The 17,261-nt window shown below is 69.5% G+C and carries 18 protein-coding genes; 14 read left to right on the top strand and 4 right to left on the bottom strand.

The annotated features are described in order from the left end of the window. Nucleotides 1-42 precede the first annotated feature (42 nt). Nucleotides 43-573 (top strand): GNAT family N-acetyltransferase, encoded by a 531-nt coding sequence (locus tag ACQHIV_RS21930; protein ID WP_427884846.1) that lies wholly within the window; start codon nt 43-45, stop codon nt 571-573. 25 nt (nt 574-598) lie between these two features. Further along, nucleotides 599-922, top strand: coding sequence for an NIPSNAP family protein (locus ACQHIV_RS21925; protein WP_427884845.1), 324 nt, complete (start codon nt 599-601; stop codon nt 920-922). 6 nt (nt 923-928) lie between these two features. On the opposite strand, the gene ACQHIV_RS21920 is transcribed toward ACQHIV_RS21925, so the two are convergent. Together ACQHIV_RS21920 and ACQHIV_RS21915 are read right to left on the bottom strand one after the other, a co-directional pair. Next, on the bottom strand, nt 929-1,456 hold the full coding sequence (locus ACQHIV_RS21920) for a hypothetical protein (RefSeq protein WP_427884844.1): 528 nt from the start codon (nt 1,454-1,456) through the stop codon (nt 929-931). A 146-nt stretch (nt 1,457-1,602) separates the two neighbouring features. Continuing rightward, the gene (locus ACQHIV_RS21915) at nt 1,603-2,202 is read right to left on the bottom strand and encodes a TetR/AcrR family transcriptional regulator (protein WP_427884843.1); all 600 of its coding nucleotides are present in this window, start codon (nt 2,200-2,202) and stop codon (nt 1,603-1,605) included. A gap of 117 nt (nt 2,203-2,319) precedes the next feature. Between ACQHIV_RS21915 and ACQHIV_RS21910 the strand changes: the two genes are divergently transcribed. The 5 genes from ACQHIV_RS21910 to ACQHIV_RS21890 all read left to right on the top strand — a co-directional run bounded on the left by ACQHIV_RS21910 (nt 2,320) and on the right by ACQHIV_RS21890 (nt 6,233). After that, nucleotides 2,320-3,054 (top strand): SDR family NAD(P)-dependent oxidoreductase, encoded by a 735-nt coding sequence (locus ACQHIV_RS21910; protein WP_427884842.1) that lies wholly within the window; start codon nt 2,320-2,322, stop codon nt 3,052-3,054. An 11-nt stretch (nt 3,055-3,065) separates the two neighbouring features. Continuing rightward, the gene (locus ACQHIV_RS21905) at nt 3,066-3,695 is read left to right on the top strand and encodes an NADPH-dependent F420 reductase (protein WP_427884841.1); all 630 of its coding nucleotides are present in this window, start codon (nt 3,066-3,068) and stop codon (nt 3,693-3,695) included. Between the two features lie 131 nt (nt 3,696-3,826). Then, nucleotides 3,827-4,090, top strand: a complete 264-nt coding sequence (locus ACQHIV_RS21900; protein WP_427884840.1) for a hypothetical protein — start codon at nt 3,827-3,829, stop codon at nt 4,088-4,090. Then, nucleotides 4,087-5,679 (top strand): amidase, encoded by a 1,593-nt coding sequence (locus tag ACQHIV_RS21895; protein WP_427884839.1) that lies wholly within the window; start codon nt 4,087-4,089, stop codon nt 5,677-5,679. The genes ACQHIV_RS21900 and ACQHIV_RS21895 overlap by 4 nt, the downstream gene beginning before the upstream one ends. A 74-nt stretch (nt 5,680-5,753) precedes the next feature. Then, the gene (locus tag ACQHIV_RS21890; RefSeq protein ID WP_427884838.1) at nt 5,754-6,233 is read left to right on the top strand and encodes a MarR family winged helix-turn-helix transcriptional regulator; all 480 of its coding nucleotides are present in this window, start codon (nt 5,754-5,756) and stop codon (nt 6,231-6,233) included. A 9-nt stretch (nt 6,234-6,242) separates the two neighbouring features. Here the strand turns inward: ACQHIV_RS21890 and ACQHIV_RS21885 are convergent, their stop codons facing one another. Continuing rightward, nucleotides 6,243-6,608, bottom strand: coding sequence for a hypothetical protein (locus ACQHIV_RS21885; protein WP_427884837.1), 366 nt, complete (start codon nt 6,606-6,608; stop codon nt 6,243-6,245). Nucleotides 6,609-6,638: 30 nt separating this feature from the next. On the opposite strand from ACQHIV_RS21885, the gene ACQHIV_RS21880 reads away from it, so the two are divergent. From ACQHIV_RS21880 to ACQHIV_RS21860, 5 genes are all read left to right on the top strand, one after another. Next, nucleotides 6,639-7,547, top strand: a complete 909-nt coding sequence (locus ACQHIV_RS21880) for an FAD:protein FMN transferase (protein WP_427884836.1) — start codon at nt 6,639-6,641, stop codon at nt 7,545-7,547. Beyond that, the gene (locus tag ACQHIV_RS21875; RefSeq protein WP_427884835.1) at nt 7,547-8,092 is read left to right on the top strand and encodes a hypothetical protein; all 546 of its coding nucleotides are present in this window, start codon (nt 7,547-7,549) and stop codon (nt 8,090-8,092) included. Before ACQHIV_RS21880 ends, ACQHIV_RS21875 begins: the two co-directional genes overlap by 1 nt. Beyond that, nucleotides 7,993-9,288: an NADH-ubiquinone oxidoreductase-F iron-sulfur binding region domain-containing protein gene (locus tag ACQHIV_RS21870; protein WP_427884834.1), complete on the top strand. Its 1,296-nt coding sequence runs from the start codon at nt 7,993-7,995 to the stop codon at nt 9,286-9,288. Before ACQHIV_RS21875 ends, ACQHIV_RS21870 begins: the two co-directional genes overlap by 100 nt. Further along, the gene (locus ACQHIV_RS21865; protein WP_427884833.1) at nt 9,285-9,482 is read left to right on the top strand and encodes a ferredoxin; all 198 of its coding nucleotides are present in this window, start codon (nt 9,285-9,287) and stop codon (nt 9,480-9,482) included. The genes ACQHIV_RS21870 and ACQHIV_RS21865 overlap by 4 nt, the downstream gene beginning before the upstream one ends. Before the next feature lie 116 nt (nt 9,483-9,598). Further along, nucleotides 9,599-14,461: an NAD-glutamate dehydrogenase gene (locus tag ACQHIV_RS21860; RefSeq protein WP_427884832.1), complete on the top strand. Its 4,863-nt coding sequence runs from the start codon at nt 9,599-9,601 to the stop codon at nt 14,459-14,461. Here the strand turns inward: ACQHIV_RS21860 and ACQHIV_RS21855 are convergent. Further along, nucleotides 14,458-15,195, bottom strand: coding sequence for a GntR family transcriptional regulator (locus ACQHIV_RS21855; RefSeq protein WP_427884831.1), 738 nt, complete (start codon nt 15,193-15,195; stop codon nt 14,458-14,460). The two genes, ACQHIV_RS21860 and ACQHIV_RS21855, sit on opposite strands and share 4 nt — an antisense overlap. A gap of 132 nt (nt 15,196-15,327) precedes the next feature. Between ACQHIV_RS21855 and ACQHIV_RS21850 the strand changes: the two genes are divergently transcribed. Beyond that, entirely contained in the window at nt 15,328-16,314 is a 987-nt protein-coding gene (locus tag ACQHIV_RS21850; protein WP_427884830.1) for a Gfo/Idh/MocA family protein, read from the top strand. A gap of 12 nt (nt 16,315-16,326) precedes the next feature. Beyond that, on the top strand, nt 16,327-17,205 hold the full coding sequence (locus tag ACQHIV_RS21845) for a sugar phosphate isomerase/epimerase family protein (protein ID WP_427884829.1): 879 nt from the start codon (nt 16,327-16,329) through the stop codon (nt 17,203-17,205). Nucleotides 17,206-17,261 lie beyond the last annotated feature (56 nt).

Raw genomic sequence — 17,261 nt, 5'->3', positions numbered from 1 at the left:
TTCTGCCGCGCGTCAGTACCACCAGCTCCCTAGTCTGCTGGTATGCGCTCCGGATCGATGTTCCTCCGCCCGCTCGAGCTCACCGACCTGCCGACGTTTGTGTCGTGGGGAGAGGACCGACGCTTCTGCGAGCACGCCGGCTGGACCGTGGACCTGGCGGCGTCGGCTCGTGAAGCCCACTGGCGCAGGCTGATCGGACAGACCGGGACCGGTCTCGTGCGTCTCGCTGCCGTGGCCGACGACCAGGTGGTCGGGTACGTCGACCTCGCCGGGGAGGAACCTGACCGCCGTGAACTCGGCTATGCGATCGGTCCCTCTGCGCGCTGGGGCCAGGGGTTCGGAGCGGCTGCGGCGCGGCTCGGGCTCGCGTACGGCTTCGGGGAGCTGGGACTCCGCGAGATCGAGGCCGAGGCCGTGGACGCGAATCAGGCTTCGGTGCGGATCCTGCGGTCGATCGGCATGGTCGAGACCGGGAGAGGACACGACGAGGTCTTCCTCGGGGCGCCGAGCTACTACCGGCAGTTCGTGCTCAGCGCCGCAAGCTGGCAGGCGCTGAAAGCTGACAGGATCTGACACTGTTCGGCGATAGCTTCCCCGGGTGATCGTCGAAGTACGCACCTACAGGCTGAAGCCCGGCACCCGGCACGAGTTCGTCCGCGTCATGCGTGACGAAAGCCTGCCCCTGCTCGCGGCGGCGGGGATCCAGGTGGCGGGTTGCGGGGCCTCGCTCGTGGACGAGGACGGAGCGGAAGAGGCCTACTTGATCCGCACGTTCGACTCGCTCGCCCAACGCGAGGAGCAGGAGACGGCGTTCTACAGCAGCGACGCCTGGCGCAGCGGCCCGCGGGAGGCGATCGTCTCGCGCATCGAGTCGATGCACACCATCGTGCTGGACTCGACGACCCGCCCTCTCCTGCCCTGACCCCTCTTAGTGTGCTGGTTTGAAGGAGATCTGGATCTGCATCGAGACTCCGGGCGGTGGCTTGATGCCGAAGATGTCCGTGCCGGATTGGTGTCCCGGTACGAGGTTGAGCCCGGTGTCCATACCGTTGAACGTCTGCACGGTGGTTTGACCGCGGAACGTGGTGGTGTCCACCTCGTCCGTGAACAGGGTGTTCGGCCCGGCGCTGCCGGGTGCGACCCACCAGTTATGTACGTCGACACTGGTGTGCTCGGCCCCGTTGAAGGTCCCGTGCGAGCAGCCGGTGAACTGTGCGTCGCCGGTGTTCTTGCCCGTCGCCGGGTCGTGGTCGAGTTCGGCCCAGCCCCAGAACCCGCCCAGGTTGTCGGCGCCGCAGACGCTCTTGTTGTCGCAGTTGAACGAGAGACCGATCTGGTACACGTCCATGCTGCCGTCGCCGCCGTACGCCTGTGCGACGGACGTCGCGCTCACCAGCCCCCCAGCCGTGAGCGCTGCCACGGCCACGGCCGTGACGAACCTCTTGAATGCGCGCATTGGTTCCCTCCCCGCGCGATTGCCGGCACCCGAGAGTGCCGGGTGGACAACTCCGAGAATGAGACCCGAGGAGGCGGCCTGTCCAGCGTTCTCGCGCTGAATCAGCAAGCTGAGAGTCAGCTGACAATCCCTTGTACAGCAGGCGATTACGCGCCGGTGGGAGCCGGGATCGCGTTGTCGATGAGCACGGCGGCGATGGCTCCGGCGGTGGGGAAGCACTCGCTGTTGAGTACCCGGGTGCGGGCCGAGGCGCCGTCGAGGAGCAGGGCCAGTTGTTCGCCGAGTTCTTCGGGGTTGGTGGCGCCGGCTTCGCGGGCGGTGTCGGTGAGACGTGCGGCGAGGGCCAGCTTGTAGTCGCGGGCGACCTGGGACGCCGGGTGCTCCGGATCGTGGATCTCGACGGCCGCCTCGATGTAGGGGCAGAGCGGGGTGGGCTCCTGCCTGCCGCGGGCGGGGAGTTCGAAGACGGCGAGCAGCTGTTCGCGCGGCGTGAGGTCGGTGCGGTCGAACACCCCGGCCATCACCTCGGGATCGAAGCGGCGCAGGTACTCCGTGACCAGCTCGTCCTTGCCGTTGAAGTGCTGGTATGCCGTGCGCTTCGAGACCTGGGCGACCGCGCAGAGCTGGTCCATCCCGGTGCGGTTGATGCCCTGCTCGCGGAACAGCTGCTGGGACGCGCCGAGGATGCGTTCGCGTGCACCCCGGCCGCGGCGCCGGCCCTGGGGGCCCTTCTCCACCTCGGTCATGGCGCCCAGCATAGCCCGACTGGGTACTGATCGGTGTACATAACTTGCGGACCAGCGAAACGTCGCTTAGGTTAAGCACACTGACTGGTGTACATAACTGCTCGCATTGGAGCGATCATGGGAAAGCTCGACGGCAAGGTCGCCGTAGTCACCGGCGGCTCGACCGGCCTGGCGCTGGCCGGCGCCAAACTGTTCGTGGAAGAGGGCGCCCACGTCTTCCTCCTGGGTCGGCGGCAGGAGGCGCTCGACGAGGCCGTCGAGGTGATCGGCCGGAACGTGACCGCGGTGCGGGGCGACGCGGCCGACCTCGGCGATCTGGACCGCCTGTACGACACGGTCGAGCGCGAGAAGGGCGCGATCGACGTGCTCTGGGCGAGCGCCGGGACGGGCGTGGAGAGCAGTCTTGGCGAGATCACCGAGGCACAGTTCGACGCGACCTTCGCGCTGAACGCACGCGGAACGCTGTTCACCGTGCAGAAGGCGCTGCCGCTGTTCAACGACGGCGGCTCGATCTTCATGACCGGGTCGAGCGCCTCGCTCCGGGGCTACCCCGGCTGGAGCGTGTACGCCGGGAGCAAGGCGGTGCAGCAGGCCTTCGCCCGCGTGTGGCTGAACGAGTTACGGGAGCGGCGGATCCGGGTGAACGTGCTGACCCCGGGCCAGGTGGCCACCGCGAAGCAGGAGGAACTGTTCGACGAGGCGACGAAGCGGCAGTTCGAGTCGCTGATCCCGCGGGGACAGATGGGCCGCCCGGAGGAGATCGCGACGGTCGCGTTGTTCCTCGCCTCGGACGACTCGAGCTACGTGAACGGTATGGAACTGGCCGCCGACGGCGGCACCACGGCGATCTGAGGACGAACTTCATGACCAGCATCAGCTTGATCGGCACCGGCACCATGGCCCGCATCCTCGGCACCCTGGCCCTGGCCGGCGGCAATACGGGCAATACGGTGGAGATCCTCGGCCGCAGCCGGTCCAAGGCCGACGACCTCGCGAAGGTCCTCGGTGACGGAGCCACGGCGGGCGACTGGGGCGCCGTACCGGCCGGGGACATTGTCATCGTGGCCTTGTTGTCCGGGGACGTCGTCCCCGTCGTCGCCCAGTACGGCGACGCCCTCGCGGGCAAGGTCATCGTCGACATCAGCAATCCCTTCAATCCGGCGGCAGACGGACTGTCCTACGCCGGCGAGACCTCGGTCGCGCAGGAGGCCGCCAAGGTGGCGCCGGCCGGCGCGAGCGTCGTGAAGGCGTTCAACACCGTCTTCGGCCACGTTCTGGAGAAGGGCAACAGGCCGGACGTCTTCCTCGCCGGCGACGACGCATCGGCCAAGGCGGCCGTGTCGGCGTTCGTCGAGAGCACCGGACTGCGTCCGCTGGACGTCGGCGGTCTGGACATGGCGCACTGGCTGGAGGGGGCGGGCCTGCTCACGATGGGCCTTGCCCGCAACGGCGTACGGCACTGGGAGTTCGCTCTCGGCGTCAGGGAGTTCTGATCAGGCCACCCGACGGCCGCAACGTCGTCGTGACCTCGGGGAAATGTCAGGTGCGAACAGGGATGACATAACTGGACCCGACAGGTTGCCGCCACGACCGGGAGGGGACTCGGATGGGTCTCAGTCAACCGATGGATGCCGAGCTGGACACGATGATCAGGGCGCGGCTCGCGTCGATCGGCATCGATCTCGACCAGTTGCCGACGGGGAGTACGCCGGACCCGCAGACCGGGAGCCCGGGACAGGACACGGTCCTCGCGAGTCTGCGGGGGTTCCTGCGGACGACCGTGCTGCCGCTGAGCTCGTACGCGTTCGCCGCGGACGCCGCGCTCGGGCAGCAGGTCGCGCCGCCGGCGTTGTACCCGTCCATCGACGTCGTCCGGGAAGCACGATGAGCGCGCCGCAGGACGACCAGGTCGACCGGCGGTCGTTCCTGCACCGCGCCGGCGCCCTGGCCGCGGCGACGACGGTAGGCGCGGTCGCGCTGCCGTCGATCGCCCATGCGGCGCCCGCGGCAACGGCTCCCGCGGCACTCGTCGACGTACCTGCTCGATCTGTCGACGTCAGCGAACTGACCATCGCCGAGGCGGCGACGCTGATCCGCAAAGGGCGGCTGAAACCCGAGGAGCTCGTGCAGACGTATCTGGACCGGATCACGGCGTATGACGCGACGTACCTGGCGTTCAACCGGGTGCTGGCGGACGAGGCGCTGGCCCGGGCACGGGTACTCGCGGGGAGCCGCGGCGGCGCGCTGCACGGCATACCGCTGGCGATCAAGGACAACTACTACACCGCCGGCGTCACCACGACCGCGAACTCGTACCTCTTCGAGAACTTCGTGCCGCCGTACGACGCGACCGCCGTACGCCGGCTCACCGCGGCCGGCGGCATCGTCCTCGGCAAGACGCAGATGGGGCCGTTGGCAACGACTCGGGCGACCACGCCCGACGGCCGGATCACCACGGTGAACGCGTGGACGCCGGCGGACCCGGGTACGGATCCGGGCGGCTCGTCGTCCGGATCGGCGACCGCGGTGGCGGCGCGGCTGGCGACGTCGAGTGTCGGGACGCAGACGGGCGGATCGATCACCGCGCCGTCGAACGCGCAGAACCTGACCGGCCTGAAGCCGACGATGGGCCGGGTCTCGCTGCACGGGATCGTGCCGCTGAGCTACACCCGTGATCACCCGGGAACGCTGGCGCGGGACGCCCTGGACGCCGCGATCATGCTCACCGCGATGGCCGGCGAGGACCCGGCGGATCCACGAACCCAAGGGCTTCCGCCGGTACCCGACCTGGTCGCCGCGGCCACGCCGGTCGTCCGGGCGGGCCGGGTCCGGGCGCGGTGGCGGACCCGGATCGGCGTCATCCCCGGGTTCACCGGCGGTACGTCGGAGACCGCGGCCGCGCGGGCTGCCGCACTCGGCGTACTCGCGGGGATCGAGGGCCTGTCGGTCGTCGACGTGACCATGCCGGACGAGTGGGACCTGCTCACCAACGCGGCCTTCAACAACGTCCGGCTGCCGGAGCGGAGCGAACCTTTCCTGCCGATGCTGCGCTCGGACCTGCGCGGCTTCGGCGTTTCCGTGACCGGGTGGCTGCAGGGCGCGCTGCTCGGGGCGAACGAGTACCTGATCGGGCAGCGCGCCAAGCTCCGGCTGCTCGAGCGGGTTCTCGACGACCTGTTCGCGCAGTGCGATGTCGTCGTCCAGACGTCGCCGACACCGTTCGACGCGCTCGGTCTGCCCGAGCTGGCGCTGCCGATCGGCTTCTCCGCGGGCGGCCTACCGATCGGCACCATCCTCGGCGGGAAGCCGTACGGAGAGGACCGCCTGCTCGCGGTCGCCGCCGCCTACCAAGCCGTCACCGAGTGGCACCACCGCCGCCCGGCCGACCCTGTCCTCGCTCCGGCGGCCGCCCGAGCCACGAAGCCCGGCGACCGCGGCCGCATCCGCGCCGAGGAGGTGCCCGACCTGATGCAGTGACAGGTCCATCTCGGCCCGGGTCCGCGCGGCCGCCTCGGGTTGATGTGTCAACCTATCTGGGTAGGATGGACCGCATGAGCAAGGGACCGTGGCTCGACGACGACGAGCAGAGGGCGTGGCGCAGCTATCTGCTGATGCAGCGGACGCTGGAGACGCATCTGGAGCGGCACCTGCAGCGGGACTTCGGGCTGTCCAAGTCGGACTTCGAAATCCTGGTCAACCTGTCCGAGTCCGAGCACGGCCGGATGCGCGCGTTCGAGCTCGGCCGGTCGACGCAGTGGGAGAAGAGCCGGCTGTCGCACCACCTGTCCCGGATGGAGAAGCGCGGCCTGATCCGCAAGGAGGCCTGCGAGTCGCGGTACCCGGAGATCGTCATCACCGCGGACGGGCTGGCGGCGATCAAGGCGTGTGCACCGGCGCATGCGGCGCGGGTGCGGGAGTTCTTCGTCGACGTGTTCGGTCCGGACCGGTTCGCGATGCTCGGCGAGGCCGCGGATGAGGTCGTCGCGGCGGTCGGCAAGCACTGTGAGACGGACTGCGCGCTGGGCTCCTGAGAAGAGTTCTCAGAGACCTTTCAGGAGAACTTGACGGTGGCTTGAGCTTCTCTTGGAGTGCGGCTGAAACGCCCCGGCCGAGGCTTGGGGCATGGTCAGAACAGATGAATCCCAGCCCAACCGTCCGCGCTGGTTGCGGCGCGCGTCGGCCGCCGCGATCGCCACCGCCGTGCTCGGCGTCGGCGCGACCGGGGTCTCGGTCGCGGTCGTCTCGGCGAAGCACTCGAGCACCAGCACCTCGGGTACGACGTCGTCGAGCAGCTCGGACGACAGCAGCTCGTCCAGCGGTTCCAGCACGAGCTCAGGTTCCAGTTCCAGCTCGGGCTCCGACAACAGCAGCAGCTCCGGCAGCGGCCTCGGGTCGACGAACTCCAACTCGACCTCGCAGGGTGGGAGCAACGGATCATGACCGCGTCGCGTACCTGGTCCGCGTGGAGTTGCACGGTGCGCCTGACCGTCGACGACCCCGCCGTACTGGGTGCTGCCTGCGCTGAGCTCGAGACCCTGATGGACCGGGTCGGCAAGGCCGCGAGCCGGTTCCGCCCGGACTCCGAGCTGTCGATCGTCAACGGCCGAGCGGGTGCGCTCGTACCGGTGTCGCGGCTGCTGGTGGACCTCGTCGACGTCAGCCTGGTCGCGGCGCAGGTGAGCGGCGGCGCGGTCGACCCGACCGTCGGCCAGGCGGTGATCGCGGCCGGGTACGACGCGGACATCGAGACAGTACGGCGGCGTTTCCCGCATGAGCCGGGCGAGCCGCAGCCGGTGACCGGTTGGCAGCACGTCCAGCTGAACCGCAAGCTGGCGATGCTCGGCGTACCGAAGGGCTGTGCGCTCGACCTCGGCGCCACCGCGAAAGCGTGGACCGCGGATCGCGCGGCGAACGTGCTCAGCAAGCGCTACGGATGCGCGGTGCTCGTCGAGATCGGCGGGGACCTGCGCGCGGCCGGCGTACCGAAGAAGCCGTGGGTGATCACGGTCGCCGAGCGCGCCGGCGAGACCGGTGTCCTCGTGACGCTGGCGCACGGCGGTCTGACCACCTCGACCCGGACGGTACGTCGGTGGCAGACACCGACCGGCTACGGGCACCACGTGATCGACCCACGCACCGGCCGGCCGTCGGAAGGGCAGTACCGCACCGCCTCGGTGTGGGCACCGACCGCCGTACGGGCGAACACCTTCAGCACTGCGCTGGTCGCGACAGGCGATGCCGCGCTCGGTCGGCTGAAGCTGGCCGGGCACCCGGCGCGGTTGATCGACGCGGACGGTGAGGTCACCGAGTTGTCCGGCTGGCCGACGGCGAGCAGGGCCGCCTGATGACGATCTGGTACCTGGCGCGTGCGGCCGGTGTCGTGGCGATGGTCATGTTCACGCTGTCCGCTGTGCTGGGCATGGTGATGCCGCGTGTGCGCTCGGCGGGGTGGCGGTTCTGGTTGCAGTATGTGCATCGTTCGGCGGCTGTGACCGGTCTGGTGCTCCTGGCCACCCATGTGGTCGCGGTGATCGCCGACAGCTACGTGAGCATCGGGCTGACCGTTCTGGTGTGGCCGTTCGGCTCCAGCTACCGGCCGTTCGCCATGGCCGTCGGTGCGCTCGCGCTTTACAGCCTGGTACTGGCGTCACTCGTCGGAGCGGCCCGCGGTCGGCTGGCGGTGTCGGAGAAGTTCACGAAGGTCTGGCGCAAGCTGCACATCGCCGCGTCGGTCGGCTGGCTCCTGTCGATCGGACACGCACTGCTGGCCGGTACGGACCGCAGTACGCCGTGGATGCTCGGCATCACGCTCGGCTGCCTTGCCGCTGTGGCGACTGCAGGCGCCTACCGGCTCAACGCATTACCTACCAGAGTTTGGAGGACCCAGTGATCACCGTTGACGACGTCAGAGTGATTGGCGAGGCCAGAGTCCTCGCTGGACTCGACCAGGGACGACTGGACTTCCAGCGGCACCTGTTGACGCACGGACAGCAGCCCGAGCTGACGCGTGACGAGTACGTGCGGCTCTGTGAAGCAGTAGGGCTCCGAGGGCGCGGTGGTGCCGCGTTTCCGGTCGCCCTGAAGCTCCAGGACCTCCCGAAGCGTGGTGTGGAAGCCGTTGTCGTGAACGGTTCCGAGAGCGAGCCGGCGAGTCGCAAGGACCGCTTGCTGCTCATCCGTGCGCCCCACCTCGTCCTTGACGGCGCGGTCGGTCTGGCGCATGCACTGCGCGCGCCGCACGTGTTGGTCGCCGTACACGACCGTGATGCGGCCACATCGCTCCGGGAGGCGCTAATGGAGCGCGACGACCGGCTGGCGATCGAGGTACGCGAGACACCGGGCCGGTTCGTCGCAGGGGAGGCCCGTGCGGTGTTGAGCGTGCTGGAGGGCGGTACGGCGGTACCACCGGGCCGTCGGGTGCTGCCGACGCGCAAGGGCTACCACCGGAGGCCGACGTTCCTGTCCAACGTGGAGACGTTCGCCCAGCTCGCCGTACTGGCGCGGCTCGGGTCCCGTGAGTACAGCCGGACCGGGGTGAGCACAGAGCCCGGTACGCAGCTCCTGACGATCGGCGGGGCCGTCCAGCACCCCGGCGTACTAGAGACACCGGTCGGTGTTCCGTTGGACACAGTCCTGCAGTACGCCGGGGCAGAACCAGGCCCTGTCCTGCTGGGCGGGTACCACGGGCGGTGGCTGCCGCACACCGACGGTGTGATGCTCCAGCGGCCGGAGGTGTCCGCGGGCATCATCCTGGCGCTCGGCAGTGACACGTGCCCGCTGGGAGAGGTCACCCGGGTCGCCGAGTGGTTGAGAGGTCAGTCGGCCGGTCAGTGCGGCCCGTGCGTGTTCGGCCTCGGCGCCCTGGTCGACGACTTCGCCAGGATCACCGTCGGCGACCCGGACGGCTGGTACGACGCCCAGCGGCATCTCGGGCTGGTTCCGGGCCGGGGGGCCTGCGCGCATCCTGACGGGACTGCGAGGTTCCTCACATCGGCGCTCGAGGTCTTCGCGGACGACGTACGCCGGCATCTCAACCATCAGGGGTGCGGCCGGCCGGTGCTCGGGGTGCTCGGGGTGGCCCGATGAGCAAGCTCGAGATCGACTGGACACGCTGCGACGGACACGGTTTGTGCGCCGGGCTGCTGCCTGACGACGTCGCCCTCGACGAGTGGGGATTCCCGGTCCTGAGCGGCCGCGAGATCACCGCCGGTGAGCTCCCGGACGCGCGCCGCGCAGTCCTCGCCTGCCCGGCTCTCGCACTGCGTCTCACCAAACGATGACAGCTCCGTCCCGACACCACACCAGTGACAAAGGTGGACTAATCTCTGAGTGACCGCACAATGTCGTGCGGTCCGGCGCTAGCCGACGCCGACGTCACGTGTGGAGACGGTGGGGAATGCAGAGCAAGCTGGACGTCCTGAAGGCCGATGTGATCGCGAAGGCGGTGGCCACAGGAACCCATGGGCACGACAAAGTGGTCGACCCGGTCAAGCTGAAGACCTTTCTCGAGCAGTACTACCGGCACGTCGCCGCCGAGGACGTCGCCGAGCGCCAGCCGAACGACTGCCTGGGGGCCGCGCGGCACCATTACAAGTCGGCCATGTCCCGGCCGCAGGGCACCGCGAAGGTGCACGTGTTCACCCCGACCCCGGAGGAGTACGGCTGGTCCGCGGCCGGCCGGACCGTGGTCGAGATCGTGGTGGACGACATGCCGTTCCTGGTCGACACCGCGTCGATGGTGATCACCGACCGGAACCTCGAGTTGCAGCTGCTGATCCACCCGCAGTTCGTGGTCCGCCGGGACGTCGCCGGCACGCTGCAGGAGGTCCTGGACGACACCACCGCCTCGGACGAGCACGACCTCGTCCGGGAGAGCTGGATGCACCTGGAGATCGAGCGGATCGCCGACGTCGCGGAGCACCGCGCGCTCGAGCGGGAGCTGCTCAAGGTGCTGAACGACGTCCGCGAGGCCGTCGAGGACTGGCCGAAGATGCACGAGAAGGCCGTCAGCATCGCGGCCGCGCTGCGGGCCGAGGACCTGCCGGTGCCGGAGAGCGAGGTGGAGGAGGCGCGCGAGCTGCTGGAGTGGCTGGCCGACGAGCACTTCACCTTCCTCGGCTACCGCGAGTACGACTTCACCATGGAGGGCGACCAGGGCATCCTGCGCGGCACCCCCGGGACCGGGCTGGGCATCCTCCGGCCGGACCCGAAGCCGGGCTCCGGGAAGCTGCCGCCCGAGGTGAGCGCGAAGGCGCGCGAGCGCAAGCTGATGATCCTCACCAAGGCGAACTCCCGCTCCACGGTGCACCGCTCGACGTACCTGGACTACGTCGGCATCAAGCAGTTCGACGCGAACGGCGACCCGGTCCGCGAGTGCCGGTTCATCGGGCTGCTGTCGTCGACGGCGTACACCGAGAGCGTCATGCAGGTGCCGGTGCTGCGGCGGAAGGCGCTGGAGCTGTTCCGGCTGACCGGCTTCGACCCGAACAGCCACAGCGGCAAGGGCCTGCTGGACGTCCTGGAGACCTACCCGCGCGACGAGCTGCTGCAGGCGCCGGTGGAGGACCTGCTCCCGATCGTGCAGTCCGTGCTGCACCTGCAGGAGCGCCGCGCGGTCAAGCTGTTCGTACGGCGTGACGTCTACAACCGGTACCTGTCCTGCCTGGTGTACCTGCCGCGCGACCGGTACACCACGGCGGTCCGGCTGCGCATGCAGCAGATCCTCAAGGACGCCATCGGCGCCGAGTCGGTCACGTACGCGGCGTACGTCACCGAGTCCGTGCTGGCCCGGGTGCACTTCGTCGTCCGCATGAAGCAGGGCGAGACCGTCGGCGAGTACGACGCGGACACCCTGGAGCAGCAGGTCGTCGAGGCGACCCGCGCCTGGGAGGACGACTTCACCGCGGCGCTGCACGCGCAGGGTGGCGACAGCGCGGTCACCAAGCTGTACCGGCGGTACGCCGACGGGTTCCCGGAGGCGTACAAGGAGGACTTCGACGCGCGCGTCGCGGTCAACGACGTACACGTGCTGGACGGGCTGCCCGCGGAGGACGGGCTGGCCATGTCGCTGTACAACCCGATCGACGAGGAATGGGAGGGCGAGCGCCGCTTCAAGGTGTTCCGCACCGGGACGGCGCTGTCGCTGTCGCACGTACTGCCGCACCTGTCCGCCATGGGCGTGGAGGTTGTCGACGAACGCCCGTACGAGATCCGCCGTGCCGACGGCAGCATGGCCTACATCTACGACTTCGGGCTGCGGGCGCCGGAGGACAGCGAGGAGCGCGAAGAACTGCGCCAGCTGTTCTCCGACACGTTCCAGGCGGTCTGGGAGGGCCGGGCCGAGTCCGACCGGCTGAACGCGCTCGTCCTGCGTGGCAGCCTCAGCTGGCGGCAGGTGTCGATCCTGCGCGCGTACCAGCGCTACATGCGCCAGGGCGGTACGCCGTTCAGCCAGGACTACATCGAGAACACCTTCCTGAACCACGTGGACGTGGCAGGCCTGCTGGTGCAGCTGTTCGAGACCAGCTTCGACCCGGCGCGCGGTGAAGCCGACGACCCGGACCGGACGATGCGGACGGACCAGCTGGAGAAGGAGATCCTGGCCGCGCTGGACACCGTGCAGAGCCTGGACGAAGACCGGATCCTGCGGTCGTACCTGACCGTGATGAAGGCGACCCTGCGGACGAACTACTTCCAGCCGGGTCCGGACGGGCAGCCACGGTCGTACATCTCGCTGAAGCTCGAGCCGAAGGCGATCCCGGACCTGCCGCAGCCGCGGCCGGCGTACGAGATCTTCGTCTACTCGCCGCAGGTCGAAGGTGTGCACCTGCGGTTCGGCGCGGTCGCGCGCGGCGGGCTGCGCTGGTCGGACCGGCGCGAGGACTTCCGTACCGAGGTGCTCGGCCTGGTCAAGGCGCAGATGGTGAAGAACTCCGTCATCGTGCCGGTCGGCGCGAAGGGCGGGTTCTACGCCAAGCAGCTGCCCGACCCGTCGGTCGACCGGGACGCCTGGCTGGCCGAGGGGATCGCGTCGTACAAGACGTTCATCTCCGGGCTGCTGGACATCACCGACAACATCGTTGCCGGTGACATCGTTCCGCCTGCTTCCGTGGTGCGGTACGACGGGGACGACGCGTACCTGGTGGTCGCCGCGGACAAGGGCACGGCGACGTTCTCCGACATCGCGAACGGGGTCGCGAAGGAGTACGGGTTCTGGCTGGGCGACGCGTTCGCATCCGGCGGCTCGGTCGGCTACGACCACAAGGCGATGGGCATCACCGCCCGCGGCGCGTGGGAGTCGGTCAAGCGGCACTTCCGCGAGATGGGCCACGACTGCCAGCACGAGGACTTCACCGTCGTCGGCGTCGGCGACATGTCCGGTGACGTGTTCGGCAACGGGATGCTGCTGTCCGAACACATCCGGCTGGTCGCGGCGTTCGACCACCGGCACATCTTCCTGGACCCGGCGCCCGATGCTGCGATTTCTTTTGCTGAGCGTCGGCGGCTGTTCGACCTGCCGCGCTCGTCCTGGATGGACTACGACGCGTCGCTGATCTCGGCCGGCGGCGGGGTGTACCCGCGGACCGAGAAGGCGATCCCGATCTCGGCCGAGGTTCGTTCCGTGCTCGGGATCGAGAGCGGCTCGCCGACGCTCACGCCGGCCGAGCTGATGAACGCGATCCTGAAGGCGCCGGTCGACCTGTTCTGGAACGGCGGCATCGGCACCTACGTGAAGTCGTCGAACGAGTCGAACGCCGACGTCGGCGACAAGGCCAACGACGCGATCCGGGTCAACGGTTCCGAGCTGCGCGCCCGGGCCGTCGGCGAGGGCGGCAACCTCGGCTGCACCCAGCTCGGCCGGATCGAGTACGCCGCGCACGGCGGCCGGATCAACACCGACTTCATCGACAACGTGGCCGGCGTGGACACCTCGGACCACGAGGTGAACATCAAGATCCTGCTGGACACGGTCGTCGCGGACGGCGACCTGACCGAGAAGCAGCGCAACGACATCATCGCGTCGATGACCGACGAGGTCGGCGCGCTGGTGCTGAAGAGCAACTACCGGCAGAACATCGCGCTCGCCAACGCGACCGCGCAGGCGCCGGCGCTGATGCACGTCCACCAGGACTGGGTCCGGCGGCTGGAGCGTCAGGGGCTGCTCGACCGGCAGCTGGAGTTCCTGCCGAGCATCCCGGAGTTCAAGCGCCGCAAGGCCGAGGGCCGCGGGCTGACCTCGCCGGAGCTGTCGGTGCTGATCGCGTACACCAAGATCGTGATGGAAGCCGAGCTGCTCAAGACGTCGCTGCCGGACGACCCGTTCCTGAAGCACAAGCTCGCCAGCTACTTCCCGAAGGCGATCCAGGAACGGTTCGCGGAGCAGATCCAGAGCCACCAGCTGCGCCGCGAGATCATCACCACGCAGGTCGTCAACGAGTTCGTGAACACGTCCGGCATCACGGCGTACCACCGGCTCTCGCTGGAGACCGGCGGTAACGAGGAGGACGTGGTCCGTGCGAACCTGGCGGCCTCCCGGATCTTCGCGCAGCCGGAACTGCTGGCGGCGAACGCCGAGCTGGACAACGTGGTCGACGCGGAGACGCAGACCGGGATGCGGCTGGAGACCCGCACGCTGGTCGAGCGCGCCACCCGCTGGCTGGTGTCGAACCGGCGGCCACCGGTGGACATCGAGGAACTGATCGAGTTCTTCGGGCCCGGCATCGCGAAGCTGACCGCGGCGTTGCCCGAGGTACTGCGCGGCCGTGAGCTGGCCCTGTTCGAGCAGCGCCGGGAAGCTCTTGTGCAGAAGGGGGTCTCGGAGGACTTCGCCACCCGGATCGCGGTGCTGCCGCCGGCGTACGCCGGTCTCGGCATCGTGGAGACCGCGTCCACCGACGACCTCGACATCCTCGAGGTCGCCAAGGTCCACTTCGCGCTCGGCGAACGCCTGCAACTGGGCCGCTTCCTCGAACGCATCATCGGCCTGCCCCGCACCGACCGCTGGCAGACGATGGCGCGCGCCGCCCTCCGCGACGACCTGCACGCCGTCCACGCCCGCCTCACCCGCCAGGTCCTCGCCACCACCGACGCCACCGCCGAACCGGAGGACCGCGTCATCACCTGGCAGGACCGCAACGCCGCCGCCCTGTCCCGAGCCGCCACCATGCTCGAGGAAATCGTAGAAATCGAAGGCCCCGAACTGGCCCACCTCTCAGTAGGCCTCCGCCTGGTCCGAACCCTCCTGGCCAACCAGGCCTAGCGTTCGGAGACGACGACGTCGACGGAATACTGGTCGGCTCGGTAGCAGTGGCTGCCGTACTCGACCGGGGTTCCGTCGGCGGCGTAGGCGGCGCGGGTCATCGTGACCAGGGGCTCGGCCTTGGACATGTGCAGGGTACGGCGTTCCTCGGCGGTGGCGTTGCGGGCGCCGATGCGTTGCCGGGCGACCGTCGGGCGGATGCCGCGGGCGCGGAGGACGGCGTACAGGCCGTCGTTGGTGAGGTCCTCGAGGGTGAGGTTGCTGAGGGCCGGGGGCAACCAGTTGCGGAGGATCGCCAGCGGCAGGTCGTCGGCGTACCGGAGCCGGACGATCGACACCAGCGGGGTGCCGGGCGGGAGCTCGAGGACGGCGGCGGCGCGGTCGTCCTGGGCCTTGGTGTCCAGCGCGAGCACCTCGGTGTGCGGCGTCCGGCCCTCGCGGGCGAGGTCGTCGTACAGGCTGGTCAGCTCGGCCTTGCGGTGCACCATCTGGTTCGCGACCGTGGTGCCGATGCCGCGGCGGCGGACCAGCAGGCCCTGGTTGACCAGCTCGGAGATCGCGCGGCGCACCGTCGGGCGGGACAGGCTCAGCCGGTCCGACATGCCGATCTCGTTCTCGAACGGATCGCCCGGGCGCAGCCGGCCGTCCGTGATGGCAGCGGTGAGCTGCTCGGCCAGCTGGTGGTACAACGGCACCGGGCTGCTCCGATCGAGCTGGATCGGGACGGCGTTCATGGGCGGATGCTACCTGGTCATGTCTGTACGTGAGAATGTGTTAACAAAGTATTGACACCTCTGCCACGGTCCCGGAAGGCTGACAGTCAGCGCGCCGCCGGGGTGCGCTCGTCTGTGAGAGAGGCTGTGCCGATGCGGATCGGGTTGGTCGGGGTCGGGCGGATCGGGGCGTTCCACGCCGCGACGCTGCAGGGCTTGCCGGCGGTGGATCAGGTGGTCGTCGCCGACGCGGACCCGGCCCGGGCCGAGGCGGTCGCGAAGGAGCTCGGCGTGTCGTCGGCTCCCGACGTACCCGCGTTGCTCGCGTCGGACCTGGACGGGTTCGTGATCGCCGCGGCAACGTCCGCGCACGCGTCGCTGATCGAGGCGGCGCTGGCGGCCGGCGTACCGACGTTCTGCGAGAAGCCGGTCGCGCTGGACCTGGCCGAGACGTCGCGGGTGGTGGAGTTGGTGGAGGCGTCGACGGTGCCGGTACACATCGGTTTCCAGCGCCGCTTCGACGCCGGGTACCAGGCGGCGCGGGCGGCCGTCGCGACCGGCGAGCTCGGGTTCGTGCACCACATCCGGGCGAACACGAACGACGCCTTCCCGCCGCACCAGGACTACATCCCGCAGAGCGGCGGCTTCTTCCGCGACTGCACGGTGCACGACTTCGACATCATCCGGTACGTCACCGGCCGCGAGGTGGTCAGCGTCTACGCGACCGGCGCGAACCGCGGCGAGACCTTCTTCGGCGAGTACGGCGACGTCGACTCGGCCGCGGCGCTGCTCACCCTCGACGACAGCACGTTCGTCGCGGTCAGCGGGACCCGGTACAACGGCGCCGGGCACGACGTACGGATGGAACTGCACGGCAGCCTCGGCTCGCTCGCGGTCGGCCTCGACTCGCAGACCGCGCTGCGTTCGGCCGAACCCGGCGTCACGTTCCCCGAGGGCCCGCCGCACATGACCTTCATGGACCGGTTCCAGCCCGCGTACGTCGCCGAGCTGACCGCGTTCACCGAGGTCGTCGCCGGTACCCGCGAGGTACCGTGCACGGTCCGCGACGCGCTCGCCGCGTTCCGGATCGCCGACGCCTGCGAACTGTCCCGCCACGAGAACCGCATCGTCACGCTCTGAGGAGCTCCTGATATGACCGAAATTGCTGCCCGGATCGCCGGTGCCCCGATCTCCTGGGGCGTGTGCGAGGTGCCGGGGTGGGGTTGGCAGTACGACGCCGCGACCGTCCTCGCCGAGATGCGCGAGGCCGGGCTCGCCGCGACCGAGTTCGGCCCGGACGGGTTCCTGCCGGACGACCCGTCCGACAAGGCGAAGACGCTCGCGGACGTCGGCCTGCGGGCGGTCGGCGGGTTCGTTCCCGTCGTACTGCACGAAGGCGATCCGTCGGCCGAGGTACGGCGCGCGCTGGACGGGTTCGTGGCCGCCGGTGCCGGGACGCTGGTGCTCGCCGCGGCGACCGGCCAGGAGGGGTACGACGACCGTCCGGTGCTGGACACTGCCGGCTGGAGCACCTTGCTGTCGAACCTGGACCGGCTGTCCGAGCTCGCCGCCTCGCGCGGTGTGCTGGCGACGATCCACCCGCACGTGGGGACGATGGTCGAGACCGCGGACGACGTCGCCCGGGTGCTCGACGGGTCGTCGATCGGACTGACGCTGGACACCGGCCACCTGCTGATCGGCGGGGTCGATCCGGTGGCGCTGGCGGTCGAGAACGCTGCCCGGGTACGGCACACGCATCTGAAGGACGTCGACGCGTCGTGGGCCGCGCGGGTGCAGTCGCGCGAGGTCACGTACACGGACGCCGTACGGGCCGGCATGTACCGGCCGTTGGGCTCGGGCGACATCGACATCACCACGATCGTGTCCACGCTCGAGAAGTCCGGGTACGACGGCTGGTACGTCCTCGAACAGGACACGATCCTGCCGGACCGGCCGACCGGCGAGGGCCCGCTGACCGACGTACGGGCGAGCATCGCCCACCTGCACGAGATCGCCGCAACGGTCCGATGACGCTGCGTGGTTCTTCGGTACGCGGGGTACCGACGGACCGGCGGGATGGGAAGGTC

It is taken from the genome of Kribbella polygonati, assembly GCF_050320105.1.
In the GTDB taxonomy this organism is placed as follows: Bacteria; Actinomycetota; Actinomycetes; order Propionibacteriales; family Kribbellaceae; genus Kribbella.
The sequence above is the reverse complement of the archived record's forward strand: the minus strand, read 5'-3'. Positions and strand labels throughout refer to the sequence as shown.

Excerpts from the sequence above, each read along its gene's own strand:
- ACQHIV_RS21930 (WP_427884846.1), top strand. The coding sequence starts at position 43 with ATGCGCTCCGGATCGATGTTCCTCCGCCCGCTCGAGCTCACCGACCTG.
- ACQHIV_RS21920 (WP_427884844.1), bottom strand. The coding sequence starts at position 1,456 with ATGCGCGCATTCAAGAGGTTCGTCACGGCCGTGGCCGTGGCAGCGCTC.
- ACQHIV_RS21915 (WP_427884843.1), bottom strand. The coding sequence starts at position 2,202 with ATGACCGAGGTGGAGAAGGGCCCCCAGGGCCGGCGCCGCGGCCGGGGT.
- ACQHIV_RS21910 (WP_427884842.1), top strand. The coding sequence starts at position 2,320 with ATGGGAAAGCTCGACGGCAAGGTCGCCGTAGTCACCGGCGGCTCGACC.
- ACQHIV_RS21905 (WP_427884841.1), top strand. The coding sequence starts at position 3,066 with ATGACCAGCATCAGCTTGATCGGCACCGGCACCATGGCCCGCATCCTC.
- ACQHIV_RS21900 (WP_427884840.1), top strand. The coding sequence starts at position 3,827 with ATGGATGCCGAGCTGGACACGATGATCAGGGCGCGGCTCGCGTCGATC.
- ACQHIV_RS21895 (WP_427884839.1), top strand. The coding sequence starts at position 4,087 with ATGAGCGCGCCGCAGGACGACCAGGTCGACCGGCGGTCGTTCCTGCAC.
- ACQHIV_RS21890 (WP_427884838.1), top strand. The coding sequence starts at position 5,754 with ATGAGCAAGGGACCGTGGCTCGACGACGACGAGCAGAGGGCGTGGCGC.
- ACQHIV_RS21880 (WP_427884836.1), top strand. The coding sequence starts at position 6,639 with ATGACCGCGTCGCGTACCTGGTCCGCGTGGAGTTGCACGGTGCGCCTG.
- ACQHIV_RS21875 (WP_427884835.1), top strand. The coding sequence starts at position 7,547 with ATGACGATCTGGTACCTGGCGCGTGCGGCCGGTGTCGTGGCGATGGTC.
- ACQHIV_RS21865 (WP_427884833.1), top strand. The coding sequence starts at position 9,285 with ATGAGCAAGCTCGAGATCGACTGGACACGCTGCGACGGACACGGTTTG.
- ACQHIV_RS21860 (WP_427884832.1), top strand. The coding sequence starts at position 9,599 with ATGCAGAGCAAGCTGGACGTCCTGAAGGCCGATGTGATCGCGAAGGCG.
- ACQHIV_RS21855 (WP_427884831.1), bottom strand. The coding sequence starts at position 15,195 with ATGAACGCCGTCCCGATCCAGCTCGATCGGAGCAGCCCGGTGCCGTTG.
- ACQHIV_RS21850 (WP_427884830.1), top strand. The coding sequence starts at position 15,328 with ATGCGGATCGGGTTGGTCGGGGTCGGGCGGATCGGGGCGTTCCACGCC.
- ACQHIV_RS21845 (WP_427884829.1), top strand. The coding sequence starts at position 16,327 with ATGACCGAAATTGCTGCCCGGATCGCCGGTGCCCCGATCTCCTGGGGC.